Genomic DNA, 20311 nt, shown 5'->3' with positions numbered 1-20311 from the left:
CGCGCCCTCCCTCTCGCTTCGCGCTGAAGCGAGCCCGAACGAACGCAACCGACCCAACCGCAGAAGGTACTTGCACGCATGATTATCGATTGCCACGGTCATTACACGACTTCCCCACCGCAACACGAAGCATGGCGCAAACAGCAGATCGCCGCGCTGCAAGACGGTCTCGCGCCGCCGCCGCTGCCATTTATCGGCGACGACGAAATCCGCGCCAGCATCGAAACCGGCCAACTGCGCGTGCAACGCGAACGCGGCACCGATCTGACGATCTTCTCGCCGCGCGCGGCCGGCATGGGCCATCACCTTGCGGGCGCCGACGCGAACGCGCAATGGTCGAGCGCCTGCAACGATCTCGTGCATCGCGTCTGCGAAATGTTCCCGCGCAATTTCATCGGCGTGTGTCAATTGCCGCAAGCGCCGGATGTCGCGCCGGCGAACTGCATCGGCGAATTGCGGCGATGCGTTGAAGAACTCGGCTTTATCGGCTGCAATCTGAATCCGGATCCGTCCGGCGGCCACTGGAGCGGGTTGCCGCTGACCGATCGCAGCTGGTATCCGCTCTATGAAGCGCTGGTCGAACTCGACGTGCCGGCGATGATTCACGTGTCGTCGTCGTGCAATCCGAACTTTCACGCGACCGGCGCGCACTATCTGAACGGCGACACGTCCGCGTTCATGCAACTATTGCAGGGCGATCTGTTCGCGGACTTTCCGACGCTGCGCTTCATCATTCCGCACGGCGGCGGCGCGGTTCCTTATCACTGGGGCCGTTATCGCGGTCTCGCGCAGGACATGCAGCGGCCGCTGCTCGAAGAACATCTGCTGAACAACGTGTTCTTCGATACCTGCGTATATCACCAGCCCGGCGCCGAACTGCTCGCGAAAGTCATTCCGGTCGAGAACATTCTGTTCGCGTCGGAAACGATTGGCGCGGTGCAAGGAATCGACCCGCGCACCGGCCACTACTACGACGATACGCGCCGCTATATCGACGCGATCGAATGGCTCAGCGACGCCGAACGTCAACGCATTTACGAGGGCAACGCGCGCCGTGTGTACCCGCGGCTCACGCGTCAACTCGATCGCCAAACCGATCGACAACTCGCAACCCGAGGAACAACCGCATGAATCCAGTGGGATGGCGCGAATATCCGTGCGCGCCGCAAATCAGTCCGGCCACTCTTAACGCATTGCGTGAGCTCGCGGTCTCGCTGCTCAGCGACAACATGGCCCGCGCGAGCGGCGCGCTCGGTTTGCGGCCGTATCACCGGCCCAAGCCGCTGGCGGGCACCGCGTTGACGATCCATACCCGCCCCGGCGACAATCTCGCGATTCATCGCGCGTTCGAATATTGCCGGCCCGGCGACGTGCTGGTGATCGACGGTGCCGGCGACGTCAGCCAGGCGTTGATGGGCGAGATCATGGCCACCTATGCGGAAAGTCTCGGCGTGCAGGGTCTGGTGATCGACGGCGCGATTCGCGACTCGGGCGCGTTGAGCCAGCGCGACTTTCCGGTGTACGCGCGCGGCGTCACGCATCGCGGCCCGTACAAGAACGGCCCCGGCGAAATCAACGTGCCGGTTACGGTTGGTGGCATGGTCGTGCATCCAGGCGATATCATCGTCGGCGATGAAGACGGTCTGCTCGCGATTTCCCCGGCCGACGTCGACGCGGTGATCGAAGGCGCGCGACGGCAGCAGGCGAAAGAAGCGGCGGCGCTCGCGTCGATTGCGAACCGCACGTTCGACAACGCGTGGGTCGCCGTGCAGCGCGACCGGATGATGAACGGCTCCTGAACCCCTTTCAATCCGCTCCATGGCGCAACATCTGAACGCTGCAACCCTGCTCGAACTGGCGCGCGCCGCGCAACAGCGCACCGCCGCATCATGCGAATGCACGCGCACGCCGCTCGACGGCTGGCAATCGCAGCCGCTGTCGGTCGACGAAACGCTGCTAGTCGAAATCGGCACGCTGATGCCGGAAGACGATCCCGAACCGACATATAGCGAATATCTGCCGGACAAGACCACGTACTGGTCGACCGATGCGCCGATCGCGCCGCGCTATTTCCCGTATAACCGCTGCGGCGTGTGGCAGTGCTCCAATTGCGCGCGCGTTTATCTGCGCTACGTCGAAGGCGGCGGCTACTTCGTCGACCGGCGGATTCGCGCGCTCAATGCGGATCTGATCGAGGACATCCCGCTGCCCGGGTAATCACGCGGTACCATGACGGCCTTTCGCAACCGTCGAACTCGATACCAATGAAGTCCACACGCTGGGCCGGAGTACTTTTTCTACTGATTACCGCAACCGGTTGGGCGCTGAACTGGCCGGCCATGAAAATCCTGCTGCGCGAATGGCCGCCGCTATTCGCGCGCGGCGTCGCCGGCATCGTCGCATCGTTATTGCTGATCGTGATTGCACGCTGTTCGGGCGAGCGCATCGCGATTGCCCGCGAGTTGTGGCCGCGCCTGCTGCTCGCGGCCAGCACCAACGTATTCGCATGGATGGGCTTCTCGACGCTGTCGATGAAATGGCTGAGCGTCAGCGAAGGGGCGCTGCTCGTCTATACGATGCCGATCTGGGCGATGCTGCTCGCGTGGCCGATCCTCGCGCGCCGCCCTTCCGCCGAAGGCTTCGTCTCGCTCGTGCTCGGCCTTGCCGGCGTGGTCGTGCTGCTCGGCGGCCAGGGGTTCGCGTTCGACGCGGGCAAACTCGCCGGCATCGGCTTCGCGCTCGCCGCGGCTGTGCTATTTGCGCTCGGTACCGTGATGACGCGCACGCCGATTCCGGTGCCGCCGATCACGCTGGTCGCGTGGCAGGTCGGCATCGGCTGCGTGCCGATGCTGATCATCGGACTACTGATCGAACGGCCGGACTTCGGCGCGCTCGATCATGCCGGCTGGGCGGTGATGATCTATATGACGCTGGTGCCGATGGCCGTCTGCTATCTCGCGTGGTTCGCGACGCTGCGGCATCTGCCGCCTGAAGTCGCATCGATCGGCATGCTGCTCGTGCCGATCATGGGGATCGTCGCGGCCGCGCTGTCGCTCGGCGAACCGCTCGGCCTCAGACAGATCGCCGCGATGGCGTTGACGCTCGGCGGCGTGGCGCTGGCACTCAGACGCAAGGCCCCCGCCGCGCGCCGTGCCGCGAGTTGAGACAAACCGCCGGCGCGGTATAACTCACTCGTCGTCCCTGTCGCCGTGGGCGACGCCGACCATCTCTTTCACGCGCCGCGCGAAAGTGGACAGCACGCCGCCGCGATGTCCGTCGGGCTGCGCGGCGAATTGCCGATGCGCCATCCGTTGCAGATCTTCGTGATCTTCGTCGAGCGCGCGCGCGTGACTGGCCGCGCTATACGGCCAGCACACCGCGCTCGCGTGCACATGCGGCGCACGCGGATCCTGTTCGGCGCCGTCGAGATAGGCATTGATCGCCGACGCCTCGCGCCGCGCGGCCTGCTCCGACTCGACGGCAATAAAGTCGTCCGGGCCTTCTATATGGACGCACCACAACTGTTCGCTCACGTCGTGTCTCCCGCGTACCTCAAGCCTCATTGGCCGTCAAACTGCTGTGCCGTGAAACTCGTTTGCCTCTGAATAATATGTAGCGAAAATTCAGCGTGCCGCCTTCAACCGTTCCCATCTGAGATCCGAAAAGCACGGCCCCTGGGTGGCCTCGCTGAATTTCACGTCGTTGTGCTCGCCGTTCCATTCCATCACCTGCACCCGCTCGTCGGCATCGACGGTCAGGTCCCAGCCCACGCAACGCGCAAACGGAATCTTGCTGTGCAGGCGCAGCACCGTCGCTACGCATTGCTCGAACTGTGGAATCTTCAAACCAGCAAATCGCACGCCTGAGTCCGGATGCGCGTCGAGCGCCCCCCAGTCGGTCGTAAAACCTTCGGCGGCCAACTCGCCGGTGGCGAGATTCACCGGTACGCAGATCTCGCGATCGGTCAGGATATGCGTGTCGTCCGCGCGCCCCAGACGCAGAAAACACGCACGCATCGAGATATAACCGTTGTCGTCGACCACGGTCGTGAAGCGCAGCGTGGCCACCGGCTTCGACGCGAATGCGTCGAACATCGGGTGTTGAATGATGAATTTCTGGATCACGCCATTACCCAGCGAGCGGATCATCGCGGGATTGAAATTCGCCCGGTCGAATACGTACACGCCATTACCCTGCATCGAGCCGTCGAGTTTGAACACGACGCGCTCCGCATGCTCGAATACCACCTCGCGCAACTCACGCTCGGGCACCACGACACTTCTGTCGGTAAAGAACAGACCATTGGCGTAATACGCGACGTCCGGCAATGCATCGCCGTCGAAGATCAGCCGAGAGATCGGCTTCAGGCTGGAAATCTTGCCATACCAGCCTTTCATATGCGGGACCACCACGCTGCCGTAGTAGTTATCCGGAATCCAGCCTTCCTTGAACGTGCCGCAAAACGCCGTATAAACGCGCAACCACGGCGCGTACACCGGATCGCCGAATACGTCCCGCGCGTAATTGTCCGCGAGCCGCAGATTCGCCGGATCGGCCTTGCCGTACTTGCTCTCGATCGTCAGCAATACTTTTCTCGCCTCCGCGCCGTGACCAAGGTGAAAGCAGTATTGCCCGACCCGCTTCGCGGATCGTCGTACTACGTTCTCGACGTCTATTTTCATTATTTTTTAATAAGCGTTCGGATGATGAAGACCCTTGAAAATCGTGGCCAGAATAATTTTTACATCGAGCCAGAACGACCAGTTCTGCAGGTAATACAAATCGTGCGCGACCCGCCCTTCCATCTTCTCGATCCGGTCCGTTTCACCGCGGAAGCCGTTGATCTGCGCCCAGCCGGTGATGCCCGGTTTGATCCTGTAACGATGGATATAGCCGTTCACGATGTTCTGATACAGGTCGTCGTGTTCGATCGCATGCGGACGCGGCCCCACCACCGACATCTCGCCGCGCAGCACGTTGATGAACTGCGGCAACTCGTCGAGGCTCGTGCGGCGCAAAAACGCGCCGACCCGGGTAATGCGCGGATCGCCGCGGGTGGCCTGCTGAAGCACGCCGGCCTTCTGCTCATGCACCCGCATCGTGCGGAACTTGTAGATCGTGAAGACGCGGCCGTCCGCGCCCTTGCGCCGCTGTTTGAAGAACACCGGTCCATGCGAACTCAGTTTCACCGCGATCGCGCAGCCCAGCAGGATCGGCGAGATCGCGATCAACGCGCCGAGTGCGAACACGCGATCGAACAGATCTTTCTGTACCAAAGCTCCCGGCGGCAACGGCGACGCGGCCAGGTTGATGGTCGGCACGCCGAGCAATTCCGTCATGCTGCCTTCGAATAGCGCGAGCGTGCGCACGTCCGGCATGAAGCGGATATTGATCAGATCATTGCGAAACTCCGAGACCAGTTTGAGAATCGCGCGCTCCTCGCTAAGCGGCAGTGCGAGCCAGACTTCGCCGATGTGCTGCTCACGAACGTGGCGCGCAAACGCGTCATGTTCTTCGAACACCTGTACCGGCGAGCGCGTTTTCACCCGGTCGTCCGGATGCAGGTTGTACAACGCATTGGCGCGAAAGCCGGCCGCGGGCGACGCCTCCATCTTGCGAATGATCTCGTCGCAATGTTCTCCGCACGCGGCCACCGCGACTCGCTGCAGGTTGATCCCCGCATGACGCATGCGCCCGAGCAGCGCATGGGTCACGAACCGGCCGGCCATCATCGCGGCGCCCGAGATGCCGGTCCAGTACACGAACCACAGCCGCGACACGAAGTCGATCCGATGCAACGAGAACATCAGCGCCATCGCGCAAGCCTGCACGACCAGCCAACCCAGCGCGACGTGACTCACGAGTGCGCGTTTCGAGCGCCCGCGCCACGATTCGTACACGCCGAGCGCCGGAAACACCGCCAGCGAGAACGCCGCCGCGAACGCAACGAACGCGAAATAGAAACTCCGTTGCGAGCCGCCGTCGAAGCGGATCTGCGACGCCGCGAAGCCGCCCGCCACGATCATCGCGACGTCGAACAATCTTGCCAATAGACCAGTCAGCAATCGCATCGCCGCCCCCTCATAGCAAATAGTCGCTCGATTCCCGCGCATTAGCCGCAACGTCCGTACTTGTCGTCGTAACGAACGATGTCGTCCTCGCCGAGGTAAGTACCGGATTGCACCTCGATGATCTGCAACGGCACGCGGCCAGGATTTTCGAGCCGGTGACGAACGCCGAGCGGAATATAGGTCGATTCGTTTTCGCCGAGCAGGAATTGCTCTTCGCCGCGTGTGACCAGCGCGGTGCCGCTGACCACCACCCAATGTTCGGCGCGATGGTGATGCATCTGCAGCGACAGCCGCGCGCCCGGCATCACGACGATGCGCTTCACCTGAAAGCGCTCGCCGTGATCGATCGAATCGTAAAAGCCCCACGGACGACGGACTTTTCGATGGTTGTCGGCTTCGGGCGCCTTCTCGCTGCGAATCCGCGATACCAGCCCCTTGATGTCCTGCACGTGCGAGCGATCGGCGACCAGCACCGCGTCGTCGGTTTCGATCACGACCAGGTTGTCGGTGCCGACACACGCGACCAGCCGGCCGCCTTGCGAACGAGCGTACGTCGCGGTCGCGCCTTCGAACAGCACGCGGCCGTTCGCGGCATTGCCGCACTCGTCCTTCTCCATGGCCTGCCAGACCGCGTCCCACGAGCCCAGATCAGACCAGCCCGCGGAAAGCGGCACGACCACGCCGGAGAACTTCGAGTCCGCTTTGCCGAGCTGTTCCATCACTGCATAGTCGATCGAATCGGACGGCGAATTAAGAAACTGTTCGGCATCCGGCATGATGCATTCGTCGGTCGTTTTCGCGGCACGGCACGCGCTCACGCAGGCCGCGTGCATACCGGGCTGGAATTGCTCGATGATCGACAGCCACACCGATGCACGCACCACGAAAATGCCGCTATTCCACCAGTAATTGCCGGACTCCACGTATTGCGCGGCCAGCTCGGCCGCGGGCTTTTCGACGAAGCGCTCGATGCGATGCGCGCCATCGGGCAGCGCGTCGCCGAGACGGATATAACCGAAGCCGGTATCGGCGCGTTCGGGCGGCACGCCCAGCGTGACGATCGTGCCGCTGCGCGCATGGCTGGCGGCCAGATCGATCGCGCGATGCAGCGCGTCGAGATCGGCGATCGAATGATCCGCGGGCATCGCGACCAGAATCGCGTCTTCGCCTTCCGCACACGCGTTCAATGCGGCCAGCGTCAGCGCCGGCGCGGTATCGCGACGGCCCGGCTCGACCACGATGCGCGCGTTCACGCCGATTTCGCGAGCCTGTTCGTAAGTGGCGAAATAGTGTTCGCTACCGCACACGATCACCGGATCGGCGGCCACGTCCCACGCGCCCTCGAAGCCGGCCATGCGCCCCATTGTTGCCTGCAGCAAGGTCTGATCGCCGACCACGTCGATCAGCTGCTTCGGAAACTGTTCCCGCGACACCGGCCACAGCCGCGTGCCGGAACCGCCGGCGAGAATCACCTGCACGAGCGGCAGATAGCCGGTGCTGGTCGAATTGCGCTGGATCGTTTCGATATCCGTTGCGGCTGCTGCCGCGCTTGCCTTACCCATTTGTTTGACTCCTTCGCATTGAAACCGGCTTGGGAATGCTTCCCCCGTGGCGGCAACGCCCATTGCGTTGCGCCGCGTTCCACGCTATGACCGACTCATGTGATGTTTTTGACAGGACGCTCGTGTCGAACGGACCACGCCAACAGTTCGGCTTGCAGCGACACTGCAGGTACCGGCTAGACCCCGGCACGAACTGAAAATCCTGGAACTGCCTGGCTGGATCGCTGCGGTCTGCCCGGCAACGACGCCCAGATAACGAAAAAACGAAAGAACGTATGACACGTCGGCTTGATTCACATCGAAAGACGCCGTGTCTCGATGTGATCAATCATAGTGAGTGACAGGTGCAACGCGCCGCTTGTGGCGCGAACAGCGGAGCTTTTGGCAGCGCGCGTCAGCTGTTTTTAGCAGGCCTGCGAACGAGCTTGCATTGCACTTGCAGACAAAAGTTGCAAGATGGCAAGAAGTGTATCGACGTGCTACCGTGCGGATGAACATTCCCGCACTTTCATGTCAAACTCAGGACAACGACGTTATCCGTGAGAGGGTCAGTCACGGATCCGCAGTGCACGTTTCCTGCTTTCCAATCCGAGCCATTATCCAGCGCATGGGTATCACCCCAACCGGCGCGTCACCTTCATTCCTGGAGTCGCAATGGCCTATATTTCGCTCGTCGCACTGTTTCTGACAGTCACCAATCTGGTGCCTCTCAGCGCGATCGGCTTTATTCCGCTCATTCTTTGCGCGTGGCGGTTTTACGGCCGCAGCTACCCGGACTTCATCATGCCGCTCACCGGCTTCACGGTGCTCGCGATCCTGTCCACCCTGTTGTACAACCCCGCGTCGTTTCTGGAGTTCGATTTTTACCGGCGCGACGGTAATTTCTTCATTTCGTACGCGCCCATTTTTGCCGGCTGTTTATATGCGCATCGCTGGGATCTGAACAAGGTACTGCGTACCTTCTTCATTTTCGCGGTCCTGATCAATCTGCCGATCTACGCGTACTACATCGCGACCAACGGCCTGCTCAGCATCTTCCTGAATCCGAACGACAGCTTCGGCAGTTATTTCATTGCCCGTAACGCGGCCGGCGGTTTCTTCGCGATGCTGTTCTGCCTCGGCGTGGCCTGCTATCTGCAACAGCGCAGCCGGCTGGTGCTCGCGCTGCTCGCCTGCAATGCGCTGATGCTGTTCTCCACCTACAGCCGCGGTTCGCTGCTCGGCGCGCTGGCGATCCTGCCGTACCTGTACCTCGGCCGCAAGCGCTGGGTGCTCGCGTCGCTGCTCGCGGGGCTGCTGGTCGCGTCGTTCGCGGTCGCGATCTACCACACCGACCCGACTGTCGACTACATGGGCTATACGTTCTCGATCCAGAATCAGGACGCGAAGCTTGCGAATCTGAACATCCGTTATGAATGGCTGTGGCCGCGCGCGCTCGCCTATTTCCGGCAGAGCCCGCTGGTGGGAATGGGCTTCGGCTCGTTCGACGACCACATCGGTACGCTCGCGTCGTATTTCCATCTGATCTCGGTGCCGTCCGACATCACGGTCGAGCACAGCGACTCGCACGCTCACAACTCGTACCTGAATATCCTCGCCGAAATGGGCGTGGTCGGCCTTGCGCTGATGCTGACCTTCTACTGGAAGCTGGTCGACTGGTGCAAACAGGGCGCGGCATTCGCCGCGCTGGCCGACGGCGGGCGCAATTTCGCCGCGTACCGCTTCGTCGAGATCGCGTCGGTGTGCCTGCTGGTGATGTCGGCCACCGAGCACCGGCTGGTCACGCCGTCGAACGTGCTGATCCTGTCGCTGGTGATCTCGCTGCTGCTCGCCGCCCGGCCGCTACGGGCCGCCGCGCCGACCTTCGACCCGCGCGTCGCGCGCAAGGCGAAGGTCGCGAATGAGCGGCCCGCGCAGCACGTCGTGCCGAGCCGATAAGATCAGACGAGTGATTGCGATCGATCCCGCTTCCAGCCGGGAGCGGATCGAAACGGATTAAAGCGGATTGAGGCGAATTGAGGCGGATTAAAACGAACTAGAGCGAAGCAACGGCCAGCGGTATCGACCGCGCCGGCGGATCAGCAGAGATTGGGACAGAGAGGCCGCGAATTCGCGGCTTTCTTTTTTGGAGGGACTCGTACAAGCCGCGGCATGCCGATCAAGGCCGCCGCGCTCACGTCCGGCCGCGCATCGCACCCAGCGCATGCAGCGCACGCAACACGAACGTGGTGAAACAGCGCCCGCTCAGGGCGTCACATCGGCCAGATGACGCTCGTCGGCCGCGGCCGGAGCATGATCCACGTACGGCAGATACTGTTCGACGCCGGCATACGGCAGGCGCGCGTCGACAAAGCTCATCAACGCCTTCTTGAAGTTCTCCGTCGAGAAGCGCTCGGCATTCTTGCGGCACTGGCGCGGATCGAATAGCCCCGCGTTCGCTTCGAAGCGGCCAACCGCCTCGAGCAGCGATTCGGCGGTCTGCTCGCCGAAGAACACGCCGGTCGGCCGTTCGAGCGGCAAACCGATCACCGATTCGAGCGCGCCGCCGCGTCCGAATGCGATCACCGGCGTGCCGCACGCCTGCGCTTCGACCACCGAAATGCCGAAATCTTCTTCCGCCGCGAACACGAACGCGCGTGCGCGCCGCAAATGATCGACCAGTACGTCGGACGGTTGATGGCCGAGGATCTCGACGTTCGGGCCCGCCACCGATTTGATCCGTTTCATTTCCGGGCCGTCGCCGATCACCACCAGCTTGCGCTCGGGCGTCTTCGAAAAGGCCTGCACGATCAGATCGATACGCTTGTACGGCACCATCCGCGACGCGGTCACATAGAAGTCGTCTTTCTGCGTGCCGACCGTCATTTTTGCCAGATCGACCGGCGGATAAATCACCGTCGCGTCGCGCTGATACGCCTTCTTGATCCGCCGCGCGATGAACTGCGAATTGGCGACCAGATGATCGACGCCATTCGCGGAGCGCGAATCCCAGCCGCGAATGTAATGCAGCAGCACCCGCGCCATCGCCGAGCGCAGCCCGGTATTCAGATTCGATTCGCGCAGGTACTGATGCTGCAAATCCCACGCATAGCGGATCGGCGAATGCACATAGCTGATATGCACCTGGTTCGGCCCGGTCAGCACGCCTTTGGCCACCGCATGCGAGCTCGAGATCACGAGGTCGTAGCTGCTCAGATCGAGCTGCTCGATCGCAATCGGCATCAACGGCAGATAGGCGCGATATTTCCTGCGCGCGAACGGCAGGCGCTGGATAAACGACGTGTTGACGGACTTTCCCTTCACGCATTCGCGATCTTCGAGAAAATCGACAATCGAGAAGATGTCCGCATTCGGGAAGCACTCGATGATGTTTTTCAACACCTTCTCGGCGCCCGCCGAGACCACCAGCCAATCATGAACAATAGCGACTTTCACTTCGCCCTCCCGTGACATTTCACATCGACTTCGACACCACCCGCGAGTGGTGGCATCAATCGTCTTTCGCACCGCCCGTCTGCGGACGCAGCCCACACACGACGCGCACCCGCTGCAACGCGCGTTCGGCACCCGGCAGCAGGTGCACCAGTTCGAGGCGGATCATCACCCCGAGCAGGATCACCGCCAGCGTCGCTTCGCCGATCACCCGCGCGGACGCCATGCCGAGCGCGCCGAAATGCGGCGCGAGCGCCAGAGCCGAGACCAGATTGAACACACCCGACGCCACACCCGCGATCGCGAGCAGCCGGTCCTTCTTGCGCGGTACGAATACATAAAACGCGACGAACTCGTTGAACGCCGCAAACGGAAACATCCACGCGAACACCTGCAATACATGCGCGCTGGGCTCGAACGCGGGGCCGAGAATCAGCGGCAGCACGAACGGCGACAAGGTCAGCGCGCCGCAGAAAACCAGCATCCCATAGCCGATCAATAGCGTTGCGCCGCGACGCGTCGTGACATGCGCGCCTTCCTTGTCGCCCTCGGCGAGCTGCCGCGAGATGGTCGGAATGAACACCTGCGAGGCCGGTCCCATCAGACTCAGGCCAATCGTCGCGAAGCGCTCGGCCGCGCCGAAATAGCCGACCTGTTGGGGTGTCGACAGCAGCGTCAGCAGATACGTCGACGACGCGGTCAGTACGACCGAGCCGGACGAATAGCAGAACAGCATCGTCGAATTGCGCACCAGCGGCACGACACCGGTCAGCCGCAGACGCGGCCAACCGAGTTGCCACGTCGTCATTCCGTAAGAAATGATCGACGACGCAATCCCGGCGATCAGCAGCGCGGCCAGTACCCACACCGCGTCGCCCGGACCCTTCACGAACGTGAGCACCAATACGAGGCTCAGCGCGAAGCCGAATACCTCGATCATGATCGGCGTGCGAAAGTGCTGGCGGCCCTGGAATAGCCAACCGAGATTGAGTGCCGACACGATCCCGAGCGCGGTCGCGAGAAAGCCGATCAATGGCCGCTCGGACAACACCGGCGAACACATCGTCGCGACCACGCCGATCACCGCGCCGAGCAGACCCAGCAATAGCCGCGCACTGACATGCAGCGAATAGATCTCGTTGCACTCCTGCGCCGACTTCGCTTTCGACACCTCGCGCATCCCGACGAACGTGAAGCCGTAACTGACCAGCATCCAGATCACGTTCATCAGCGACATCGACGCCAGCACGCGACCGTACTCGGCCACGCCGAGTACCCGCCCATAGAACGGCACGACGATGATGAGGTACACGTACCTCATCAGATAGCCGCCGTACACGAAGGCAATTACATTCGCGCTCGCGCGTCGATTCATCCCTTCCTCCTTCGCGCTCATCGGCCGACCGCGCGGCGACGCGCGAGCGGGTTGGCGATGTAACGCACCGCGAAATCGGACAACGGCGAGTAAGGCACCAGACACAGACCGGAAAGCACCAGCGTGCCGAGCTTTTTCTTCGGCCCCCAGAACGGATTCGCGACGATCGTATGCAGATAGCTGCGCGAATCGCGCAGCATCCAGCGCCACCGCGAAAATAGCCGCGCGTGATAGACGTTCGAGCAGAACGTCGCTTTCTCGAGCGAAAAGTCGAGAAAGCTCGCCGGCAATTCGATGTCGAGCCGGTCCCGCGCGAGATTGCGCAGAATTGCCCAGCGCATGCTGAATGCGCGCGGCGCTTTCGTCAGTTGCTCGGAATTGGCGAACGACACCGTCTCGCTGCCCGCGTTGTGCACGCGGTAACCGCCGAGTGCTTTCGGCACGGTCGCGATCGGGCCCGTTAGCGCGACGCCATAGATCGCGTAAAAGTCCGCGCCATAGCGATTAACGCCCTCTTCCGGGACCGGAAAGATCTGCCTGAGCGCGCTCACCCGGTAAGCGTTGCCCGATGCGGGCGGCGACGGATACAGCCAGCCGGCGCGCAGCAGCTTGCCGCAGTCGGGCGGCGGCTCGCTATTGGGCACCGACGCACCGGTGCGCGTGCCTTCGCTATCCATCACGTCGAGGCGGAATTGCACCTTGGCCCATGCGCCCGCTTCGAACAGTCGCATCACCTCGGACACCGCGCTCGGATACAGCACGTCGTCCGAATCGAGAAAGATCACGTATTCGCTGTCGAGCAGTTCAATCGCATGGTTGTACGCGGACACCTGCCCGCCATTACTCTTGAAGGCCGTTTGCACACGCTCGCCATAGCGTTCGATGATCGCGCGCGAGCCGTCGGTCGAGCCGTCGTCGACGACCATCACTTTGGTCGCCGGATAATCCTGCGCGAGCGCGGAGTCGATCGCCGCGGCCAGATAGCGTTCGTAGTTGTAATTACAGATCGCAATGGTGACGTTTTTCATGATGCCTCGACGCTATCGGTCAAATTCGATCCGCCGGTTCCCAGCGGTCGTAAAACACACGATGTAGGGTGATGCGACGCGCTACGCTGCATTGCGCACCACCAGATAAGCCAGATGTTTCGGTGGGTTGTTGCGTGCGCCGTTGACCCGGTCGGGTACTCTGAAACGCAGTTTCATCAGATCGTTGTCCCAACTGATTGCCAGCTGGTTCGACGCGCTGGTCTCGCCGGTGAGCGCATCGATAAAAGCGGTCTTTACCGAGCCTTCGCGCAACGCCTGCAAGCCGCCGATGCCAAGTTCCTGCCAGCCCGCATTCGCGCTGACCTGCAGCACCAGATCGCGGCCGGACAATAGAGCTTTCGCAGCAACCCCCGGGCCCGCCTGCACGGGTTTCGCGAAACTCGCGAGCTCGCCGCCGGCGGTCTGACGCAGCACGACGAGACTGCGGCCGGACACGTTGTACGTTCGCGCCGGCGGCCCGCGATGAGTCAGACGGAACGGTTCGAAACCGTCCCAGTGATAGATCATCGACACGTACTTGTTCGGATCGTCCCACTGCCTGTCGAGCGCCCACACCGCGAAATCGAAGAAATAACGCGGCAGATAATGCGGGTCCTTCATGTACTCGTCGCCGATCTCGGTTTGCCAGATACCGCGCGCCGGACCGTTCTTCACGTACTGCTGATAAAGCGACTCCATGTCGGCCACCGGCAGATAATGCGTGTCGATGTAATCGACCCAGTCGAGCATCCGTTCCTTCGATGCCGGGCTGCGGTATTCGAGCCAGCGCTGGAAGTTATCCAGACCGCCCTGATCCGGCCAGCCGCCGTACACGATGTACGCGTGATACTTGCGAATGATCCGCGCGGCCGGCAGATGAATCTTCTCGACGTAGTCCTGCATTGCGCGCTCGTAAGGCTTCGCGCGCTTCTGGTCCTTGTCGAAATGCGGTCCGTGCCAGAACGTCGCCTGCGGCAGTCCGCCGGACAGCTTGCCGGCCGCCTCGTTCCAGATCTGGAAATAGCGCAGGTTATACGGGGGCGCCGAGTACTTGCGGACCACCGCCTCGACGTATTGCTCCCACGGGCCGACATCGACCGGCGCGGAATTGCCGTCGCCCGGCACGCTCGCATTCCATCCCGGCGTATAGCCGAGCAGCAGCAGCGAACCGATGTCGTTGCGGTCGTTGCTAATCAGTACCGACGGTAGATCGCTATCGAATGCGGAACCGGTCTTGTCGATCCGCATGTTCTCGCCGCGCCGGTCGGGTTGCCCCGGCCCCACCGAGCCGCGCCCCCAGCTGATGCCCATTGCGCGCCACATCTCGAGGTCGGCCGGCGAGCCGGCCCAGCCGTTGGTGCCAATCAGATCGGTCATCATGCGCGCGCCGGCAGCGGCGCGCGGCGGCTGGGCATTCTGCGCCAATGCATACGCGGGTGTGCTACGCGCCAACGGCAACACGCCGCCTGCGGCGAGCGCGGCAAGCGCGCGCAATGCACGTCTTCGACCTGCACGGGTTTTCACGTGATTCATGTTCGTGTCCGCCCATTGCTAGCTCGCCGACGCACGCGGCGCCAGATTGGCCAGCCGGTTGCCGGTCTGACCGTGAAGAATGTCCAGTACCTTTTGCGCGGAACGCTCCCAGCGATACTCGCGCGCATGCGCGAGGCCGGCGCTTCGGTAGCGCTGGCGCAATTCCGGGTCGCTCATCATCTGGGTGATTTTCGCGGCGATGTCGTCGGCCGAGGTGGCCTCGCAATACATCGCGGCATCCCCGCACGCTTCCGGAATCGACGTACGCGCCGACGCGATCACCGGGCAGCCGCAGTACATCGCTTCGAGCGGCGGCAAACCGAATCCTTCGTACAGCGATGGAAACACGAGACAGCCGGCATTCTCGTAGAGCGACTTCAATTCGCCGTCCGATACGAATCCCGCCCACACGATGCGCCGCGAGCGAGCGGGCGGTTCCGCGCCGTCGCCGCTGAAAATGCGCGAGTTCTTGCCGCCGACGATCACGAATTTGACGCCGGCCAGATGGTCGAGCCGCTCGATCGCATCGAGCACGCCTTGCAGGTTCTTGCGCGGATCGAGACTGCCGACGATCACGCAATAGGCGTCCTTATTCAATTCGAGGCGCTGAATTACCGCGGGGTCCGCGACGATCCGGTCGAGATGATCGGCGCCCGGCGTTACGACTTTCACGCGCGATTCGTCGATCTTCAGATGGTGACAGATGCGCATCTTCGAGAACGTCGAGACGGTCAGAACCGTCGGCTGGGTACGCGGCAGCAACGAAAAGCACAGCCGGTACCAGAGCCGGAATTCTCTCGAGAAGCCATTGGGCACGTCGTACACGGCCATGTCGTGCACCATCACGACCTGGCCGCGCTTGAACAACGGATTGGTGTTGCACAGACTGAGCAGCGTGGTCCCGCGCGCCGCGAGCGGCAGCGTGATCTGCTCCCACAGCGTGCCGCGCAGCCCCGGCACCCGCCGCTGCGGCTGCAGCAACGCGCCCGGCGCCACCGCGTTCTGCGGCACCAACAGCTCCGGCTCGTCGCCGGGGCCGGAGTTCATCTGCATCGCCCGCGTCAGTTCATACGCAACGCGCTGAACCCCCGTGACGGACTGCGAAGTAAACTTTCCGTTGATTGCAAAGGCCATCTGCTGATTCTCCGTTTTACGCCGTCGCAAGCCGCTCAATTGCCCTTTCCTTCCTGTTTGTTATGTTCAATTGCAAGCTGCTCACGCACCGTGCGGCGCCTGGTGCGTGACGTCGTCCTCGCCGAAGTCGCTGGCGTAATTGGTTTCGTAGTCGTAGTTTTTGGTGCTCCGGCGCAACGGAATGCCGTTGAACACCGCGCCCGCGATCCGGCCTTCCGCGCGATCGACCTTCTTGACCGTGTCGGCGATTTCCTCTTCGCTCTGCATGCCCGAGCGCAGCACCAGCAGCGACGAGCCCGCATCGCTCGCAATAATCGACGCATCGGTGACCGCGAGGAACGGCGGCGTATCGATGATCACCAGATCGAACTGGGTCGACAGCCGCTCCAGCAATTCCTTGAAGCGCGGCTTCATCAGCAGTGCCGCCGGGTTCTCCGGGCGCACGCCGCACGACAGGAACGTCAGGCCGTCGATACCGGTCGCGCGCAGCGCGCTACGCAGCGGCATCCGCTCGGACAGCACTTCGGACAGACCGCCGCGATTGGCCTCATTAAATAGCGAAGCCAGATGACCGCGCCGCATGTCGGCATCGATCAGTACGACACGCGAGCCGACTTCCGCCTGCAGGATCGCCAGATTCGCGGCGACGAAGCTCTTGCCGGCCGAAGGCGTCGGCCCGATGATCATCATGATGTTGTTGCGCGCCCGCGCGAGATCGCGCGTCATCGCGGTACGCACGCTGCGCAGCGCTTCGACCGAACTGTCGTGCGGGAAACGCGCGGCCAGAATCCGGTTGTTCTCGCCGGCATTGAATTGGATGTCGTGCAGCCCCTTGTGCATCGGCGGGCCGCCATGCGCGGCCGCCGCCGGCAGCGATTTGCGCAAAGTACTCGTCGCGTTGCGATCGAGCAGCGACTGCTGCTGGCTGAACAGGATTTCACCGAATACAGGCACGCTCATCTGACGTTCGATAAAACGCGGATCCGTCACGCCGATCATCACGTGGCGACGCATGAACACCATCACGACACCGGACAGCACACCGAGTACCAGCCCGCCGCCCAGCACCAGCAGCGGCTGCGGCATCACCGGACGATGCGGGGTCAGCGCCTGATCGAGAATATGCGCGCCGCCGGTCGTGCTCGCGCGCCGCACCTGCAATTGCTGAGCCTTCTGCACCATGCCGAGATAAACCGTTTCGGCGACCTTCTGCGCGCGCAGCAGATCGACGCTCGCGCGCTCGGAGGCGGGCATGCCGCTGAAATGCGTGTCGAACTTCCCTTTCGCGGCCTTCAGTTGCGCCAGCTGCTGGTCGATGTTTTGCACCCAGCGGCTCTGCTCGGTATAGCGTTCGAGCATTTGCGTGCGCTGCAATTGCAGACTCGCGATCTGCTTGTCGAGCTCGAGGCCGCCTTGCAGATACGCTTGCGCTTCGTTGGTCGGCTGCATCGATTGCGCATTCGAGCGGTAGTTCTTCAGCGCCTCTTCCGATTTACGCAGATCGCCGAGCAGTCGCGGCAATTCGCCGTTGATGAACTGCAGAGTCTGGGTATCGTTCAACTGGCGGCTGGCAATCGCCGAATTCAGATATTGCTGGCCCAATGCATTGGCGACGGCCGCGGCCTTATCCGGATCCTTGTCGCGATACTGGATTTGCAGCAGTCCCGAATCCTTGACCTTGTCGCCGACTTTCACCGCGTTCTGAAAATTCTTGACCGCGTCCAGTTCATTCCAGCGAATCACTTCGAACTTCGTACCGGGACGCGCGGCGAGTTCTTTCAGCAGCATCGATACGCCATTCTGTTTGACGGGCGTGCCCACCGTGCCGCTCACTAGCAGCTCGCCGGACGGATTGAGCAATTCGAAAGCGCCGTGCTCGCCGGCCACCAGCGTGAGCTTCTCTTCTTCGAGATCGCGCGGCACGTCCAGCGAGCCGATCTGTACGCGCTCGCCACCCCACGCGTAGGATTTCAATCCCAGCCACGGCGCCGACGGATGCCCCGGCGTCGAGAACTTTTCGGCGATCGCGCCGAGCACCGGAACCTGATGCGGTTTCACCGACACGTCAAAGCGGAATTGATCGATGACCGGCTGCAATACCGCGCGGCTCTGCATCACCGCGGCTTCCGTAACGGGAGACGGCGCGGGCGGCGGCAGCGCTTCCTGGGTCTGCAAAGCAAGTCCCAGCGCATTGGGTTCGGGCGGATCGACGCGCACGACCACGTCGCTGGAATAGATCGGCGTGGCGATCAACAGATAGGCGACGGCCAGCGTGAGCACGACGACCGTCGTTACGACGATCTCCCACACGTGGTCGCGCATCAATGTGAGCATCCCACTGGCTGTGAGTTGCCTGCGCTCGCTGTCGACAGCGGGATAGAGCGAATTTTGCGGGTAGTAATCCACCGGTCTGATCCTTGCAGGTTAATAGGCAAAGCAATCGACGATCGCTTTACGTCGCCACATCGTCATGAGCACCACCGCTCCAGAAACGAGCTGAATTGGCGGGTAGCACGGCGAAGCGACGTGCTGTGTCGGGTTAGGTCGGGGAACCGGGTTCGGGACCTCTCGAACGCCGGCAGGCTGCACACCTATGGCTATCCACCACGGCGTGGCCGAATGCGCTCCTCGCGAGTTCGTAGACACACAGGTCCATAGCCCCATTCGCGAGAGGCACTTCTTCTTTGGATGTTGCGCTGAAGCATAGGTGGGGAAAGCGCCGGACTTTCGGCAGGGGCGCAAAGTCGGGTGCTATTGGCCGATTCTGTGGAGCAATTTACGGCGCGAGACGTTGACAGAAAGCGTTGTTGCGATGTGCAATTGGTGTAACAGAGTTATACGGTGAAACCCGTACAACGCGCCAGAACCCCAGCGCCCTCTTCAGTTCCGAAGAATTCCGCTCAACCCGTCTCGTTCGGCCGCAATCCATTGCCAGATGGCGCATTCGGCATGATTTTCGCAGCGTTTTTCGACCCCACTGCGTGAAATTGGCAAAAGAAAATCTTCCCTAGTGTGTTAAGTATTAGAACCAATTTAAAGAAATCGCAAGTAAGAATTTCTTCGCCCCTGTCGATTACGCCAAAACACCACGCGACCCGGCCAGACTCGTCTGTCACACTTCGATGCGCTAATCTCAAGCGTAGATTTTCCCGTCTGGAGAACCTCGCGTGATGAAGCACATTGGTCTATTCGTCTTTCAAGACTGCTCGATGGCAAGTACCGGAGCGATCGGCGACGCCTTTCGCCTTGCCAACGAATTCAAAAAGGCGGGCGGTGAAGAGCCGCCCTATAAGTTCACCGTCGTGTCCGACGGCGGCGGTCTCGTCACGAGTTCGTCCGGTATTTCGATCTGGACACAAGGGCTCGAACGCTACTGCCTCGCCGATTTCCATGCGTTCTTCGTCGCCTGTCGCGACGTGAGCGAAGTGGCGGAATCAAACGATCGCTTCCTGTCATGGATCTCTTTACAGGGATCGATCGCTTCGTTCGGCATGCAGCAAGGAGCAAACCTTGCAGTGATCTGCAACGATCCACTGCAATCGACGGTACCGATATTTCTGTTCGATGACAGCGGCGATGCCGCGCGCTCGCAAAGCAGCGTCACGCCCACCGATCTCGCGCTCGCGCAGATCGAGCGCGATATCAATACCGACACCGCCCGCAAGATCGGCCGTATTCTGCAGGCGGGCTACGTCGAAAAGAGCCGCACCGAATACGACGATGCGAATATCACCACCACCACCGAGAAGATTCGCGAGTCGGCACGGTGGATCAAGGAGAACTACAGCAAGGCGATTTCGGTCGCGCAGGCGGCCGAGTCGGTCGCAATGAGCAAACGCAATTTCCAGCGCCGCTTCAAGTGCGAATTCGGCATGACGCCGCTCGAATATCTGTTGCGTACCCGTTTCGAGATTGTCTGCTCGATGCTGAAGAACACCGATCTGCCAGTCGACAAGATTGCGCGCCGCTGCGGGATGGGCGACGGTAACCGGCTCGGCCGTCTGTTCAAGGAGCGCTACGGAATGGCGCCCACCCAATTCCGCGCGCAGCAGCACGTGGAGTCCGAAGAACGCTGGCTCACGCCTGAACAGAGCTGGAGCGCCGCGACCGAGATGTTGCGACAGGTCCCCGCCACGGTCTGACCTCAAACCTTTGTCTTTCCGGGTGCGATGACTC

The 20311-nt window shown here is 61.9% G+C and carries 16 protein-coding genes; 6 read left to right on the top strand and 10 right to left on the bottom strand.

Annotated elements, in window-relative coordinates; genetic code table 11:
• Positions 1–78 precede the first annotated feature (78 nt).
• The 4 genes from BTH42_RS11930 to BTH42_RS11915 are packed head-to-tail and all read left to right on the top strand — an operon-like array spanning position 79 to position 3164.
• Positions 79–1131: an amidohydrolase family protein gene (locus tag BTH42_RS11930; RefSeq protein WP_075299388.1), complete on the top strand. Its 1053-nt coding sequence runs from the start codon at positions 79–81 to the stop codon at positions 1129–1131.
• Complete coding sequence (locus BTH42_RS11925) at positions 1128–1799, top strand: RraA family protein (protein WP_075299386.1); 672 nt, start codon at positions 1128–1130, stop codon at positions 1797–1799. Before BTH42_RS11930 ends, BTH42_RS11925 begins: the two co-directional genes overlap by 4 nt.
• 19 nt (positions 1800–1818) lie before the next feature.
• Positions 1819–2217 (top strand): hypothetical protein, encoded by a 399-nt coding sequence (locus BTH42_RS11920; protein ID WP_075299384.1) that lies wholly within the window; start codon positions 1819–1821, stop codon positions 2215–2217.
• 47 nt (positions 2218–2264) lie between these two features.
• Complete coding sequence (locus BTH42_RS11915) at positions 2265–3164, top strand: DMT family transporter (protein WP_075299382.1); 900 nt, start codon at positions 2265–2267, stop codon at positions 3162–3164.
• A 24-nt stretch (positions 3165–3188) separates the two neighbouring features.
• Here the strand turns inward: BTH42_RS11915 and BTH42_RS11910 are convergent, their stop codons facing one another.
• The 4 genes from BTH42_RS11910 to BTH42_RS11895 form a co-directional block, all read right to left on the bottom strand.
• Positions 3189–3533 (bottom strand): hypothetical protein, encoded by a 345-nt coding sequence (locus BTH42_RS11910; protein WP_075299380.1) that lies wholly within the window; start codon positions 3531–3533, stop codon positions 3189–3191.
• Between the two features lie 90 nt (positions 3534–3623).
• The gene (locus BTH42_RS11905) at positions 3624–4682 is read right to left on the bottom strand and encodes a sugar-transfer associated ATP-grasp domain-containing protein (protein WP_075299378.1); all 1059 of its coding nucleotides are present in this window, start codon (positions 4680–4682) and stop codon (positions 3624–3626) included.
• Between the two features lie 6 nt (positions 4683–4688).
• Positions 4689–6071: an undecaprenyl-phosphate glucose phosphotransferase gene (locus BTH42_RS11900; protein WP_075299376.1), complete on the bottom strand. Its 1383-nt coding sequence runs from the start codon at positions 6069–6071 to the stop codon at positions 4689–4691.
• Between the two features lie 41 nt (positions 6072–6112).
• Positions 6113–7633, bottom strand: a complete 1521-nt coding sequence (locus BTH42_RS11895; RefSeq protein ID WP_075299374.1) for a mannose-1-phosphate guanylyltransferase/mannose-6-phosphate isomerase — start codon at positions 7631–7633, stop codon at positions 6113–6115.
• 654 nt (positions 7634–8287) lie between these two features.
• Here BTH42_RS11895 and BTH42_RS11890 point away from each other — a divergent pair.
• The gene (locus tag BTH42_RS11890) at positions 8288–9571 is read left to right on the top strand and encodes an O-antigen ligase (RefSeq protein WP_075299372.1); all 1284 of its coding nucleotides are present in this window, start codon (positions 8288–8290) and stop codon (positions 9569–9571) included.
• 306 nt (positions 9572–9877) lie between these two features.
• Here the strand turns inward: BTH42_RS11890 and BTH42_RS11885 are convergent, their stop codons facing one another.
• The 6 genes from BTH42_RS11885 to BTH42_RS11860 form a co-directional block, all read right to left on the bottom strand.
• Positions 9878–11068, bottom strand: a complete 1191-nt coding sequence (locus BTH42_RS11885; protein ID WP_075299475.1) for a glycosyltransferase family 4 protein — start codon at positions 11066–11068, stop codon at positions 9878–9880.
• A gap of 55 nt (positions 11069–11123) precedes the next feature.
• Positions 11124–12440: an oligosaccharide flippase family protein gene (locus tag BTH42_RS11880; RefSeq protein WP_075299370.1), complete on the bottom strand. Its 1317-nt coding sequence runs from the start codon at positions 12438–12440 to the stop codon at positions 11124–11126.
• Between the two features lie 17 nt (positions 12441–12457).
• A complete protein-coding gene (locus BTH42_RS11875) occupies positions 12458–13468 on the bottom strand; it encodes a glycosyltransferase family 2 protein (RefSeq protein WP_075299368.1) in 1011 nt (336 codons plus the stop codon).
• A gap of 81 nt (positions 13469–13549) precedes the next feature.
• Positions 13550–15001: a hypothetical protein gene (locus tag BTH42_RS11870; RefSeq protein WP_075299366.1), complete on the bottom strand. Its 1452-nt coding sequence runs from the start codon at positions 14999–15001 to the stop codon at positions 13550–13552.
• A gap of 18 nt (positions 15002–15019) precedes the next feature.
• On the bottom strand, positions 15020–16135 hold the full coding sequence (locus BTH42_RS11865) for a glycosyltransferase family 1 protein (protein ID WP_075299364.1): 1116 nt from the start codon (positions 16133–16135) through the stop codon (positions 15020–15022).
• 81 nt (positions 16136–16216) lie between these two features.
• Entirely contained in the window at positions 16217–18541 is a 2325-nt protein-coding gene (locus BTH42_RS11860; protein ID WP_178392153.1) for a polysaccharide biosynthesis tyrosine autokinase, read from the bottom strand.
• Between the two features lie 803 nt (positions 18542–19344).
• Between BTH42_RS11860 and BTH42_RS11855 the strand changes: the two genes are divergently transcribed.
• Positions 19345–20277: a GlxA family transcriptional regulator gene (locus tag BTH42_RS11855; protein WP_178392152.1), complete on the top strand. Its 933-nt coding sequence runs from the start codon at positions 19345–19347 to the stop codon at positions 20275–20277.
• Positions 20278–20311: the final 34 nt, after the last annotated feature.

Origin of the sequence: Burkholderia sp. SRS-W-2-2016, from assembly GCF_001931485.1 — a bacterium.
Taxonomy (GTDB): Bacteria; Pseudomonadota; Gammaproteobacteria; order Burkholderiales; family Burkholderiaceae; genus Paraburkholderia.
The sequence above is the reverse complement of the archived record's forward strand: the minus strand, read 5'-3'. Positions and strand labels throughout refer to the sequence as shown.

Excerpts from the sequence above, each read along its gene's own strand:
- BTH42_RS11930 (WP_075299388.1), top strand. The coding sequence starts at position 79 with ATGATTATCGATTGCCACGGTCATTACACGACTTCCCCACCGCAACAC.
- BTH42_RS11925 (WP_075299386.1), top strand. The coding sequence starts at position 1,128 with ATGAATCCAGTGGGATGGCGCGAATATCCGTGCGCGCCGCAAATCAGT.
- BTH42_RS11920 (WP_075299384.1), top strand. The coding sequence starts at position 1,819 with ATGGCGCAACATCTGAACGCTGCAACCCTGCTCGAACTGGCGCGCGCC.
- BTH42_RS11915 (WP_075299382.1), top strand. The coding sequence starts at position 2,265 with ATGAAGTCCACACGCTGGGCCGGAGTACTTTTTCTACTGATTACCGCA.
- BTH42_RS11905 (WP_075299378.1), bottom strand. The coding sequence starts at position 4,682 with ATGAAAATAGACGTCGAGAACGTAGTACGACGATCCGCGAAGCGGGTC.
- BTH42_RS11900 (WP_075299376.1), bottom strand. The coding sequence starts at position 6,071 with ATGCGATTGCTGACTGGTCTATTGGCAAGATTGTTCGACGTCGCGATG.
- BTH42_RS11895 (WP_075299374.1), bottom strand. The coding sequence starts at position 7,633 with ATGGGTAAGGCAAGCGCGGCAGCAGCCGCAACGGATATCGAAACGATC.
- BTH42_RS11890 (WP_075299372.1), top strand. The coding sequence starts at position 8,288 with ATGGCCTATATTTCGCTCGTCGCACTGTTTCTGACAGTCACCAATCTG.
- BTH42_RS11880 (WP_075299370.1), bottom strand. The coding sequence starts at position 12,440 with ATGAATCGACGCGCGAGCGCGAATGTAATTGCCTTCGTGTACGGCGGC.
- BTH42_RS11875 (WP_075299368.1), bottom strand. The coding sequence starts at position 13,468 with ATGAAAAACGTCACCATTGCGATCTGTAATTACAACTACGAACGCTAT.
- BTH42_RS11870 (WP_075299366.1), bottom strand. The coding sequence starts at position 15,001 with ATGAATCACGTGAAAACCCGTGCAGGTCGAAGACGTGCATTGCGCGCG.
- BTH42_RS11865 (WP_075299364.1), bottom strand. The coding sequence starts at position 16,135 with ATGGCCTTTGCAATCAACGGAAAGTTTACTTCGCAGTCCGTCACGGGG.
- BTH42_RS11855 (WP_178392152.1), top strand. The coding sequence starts at position 19,345 with ATGGCAAGTACCGGAGCGATCGGCGACGCCTTTCGCCTTGCCAACGAA.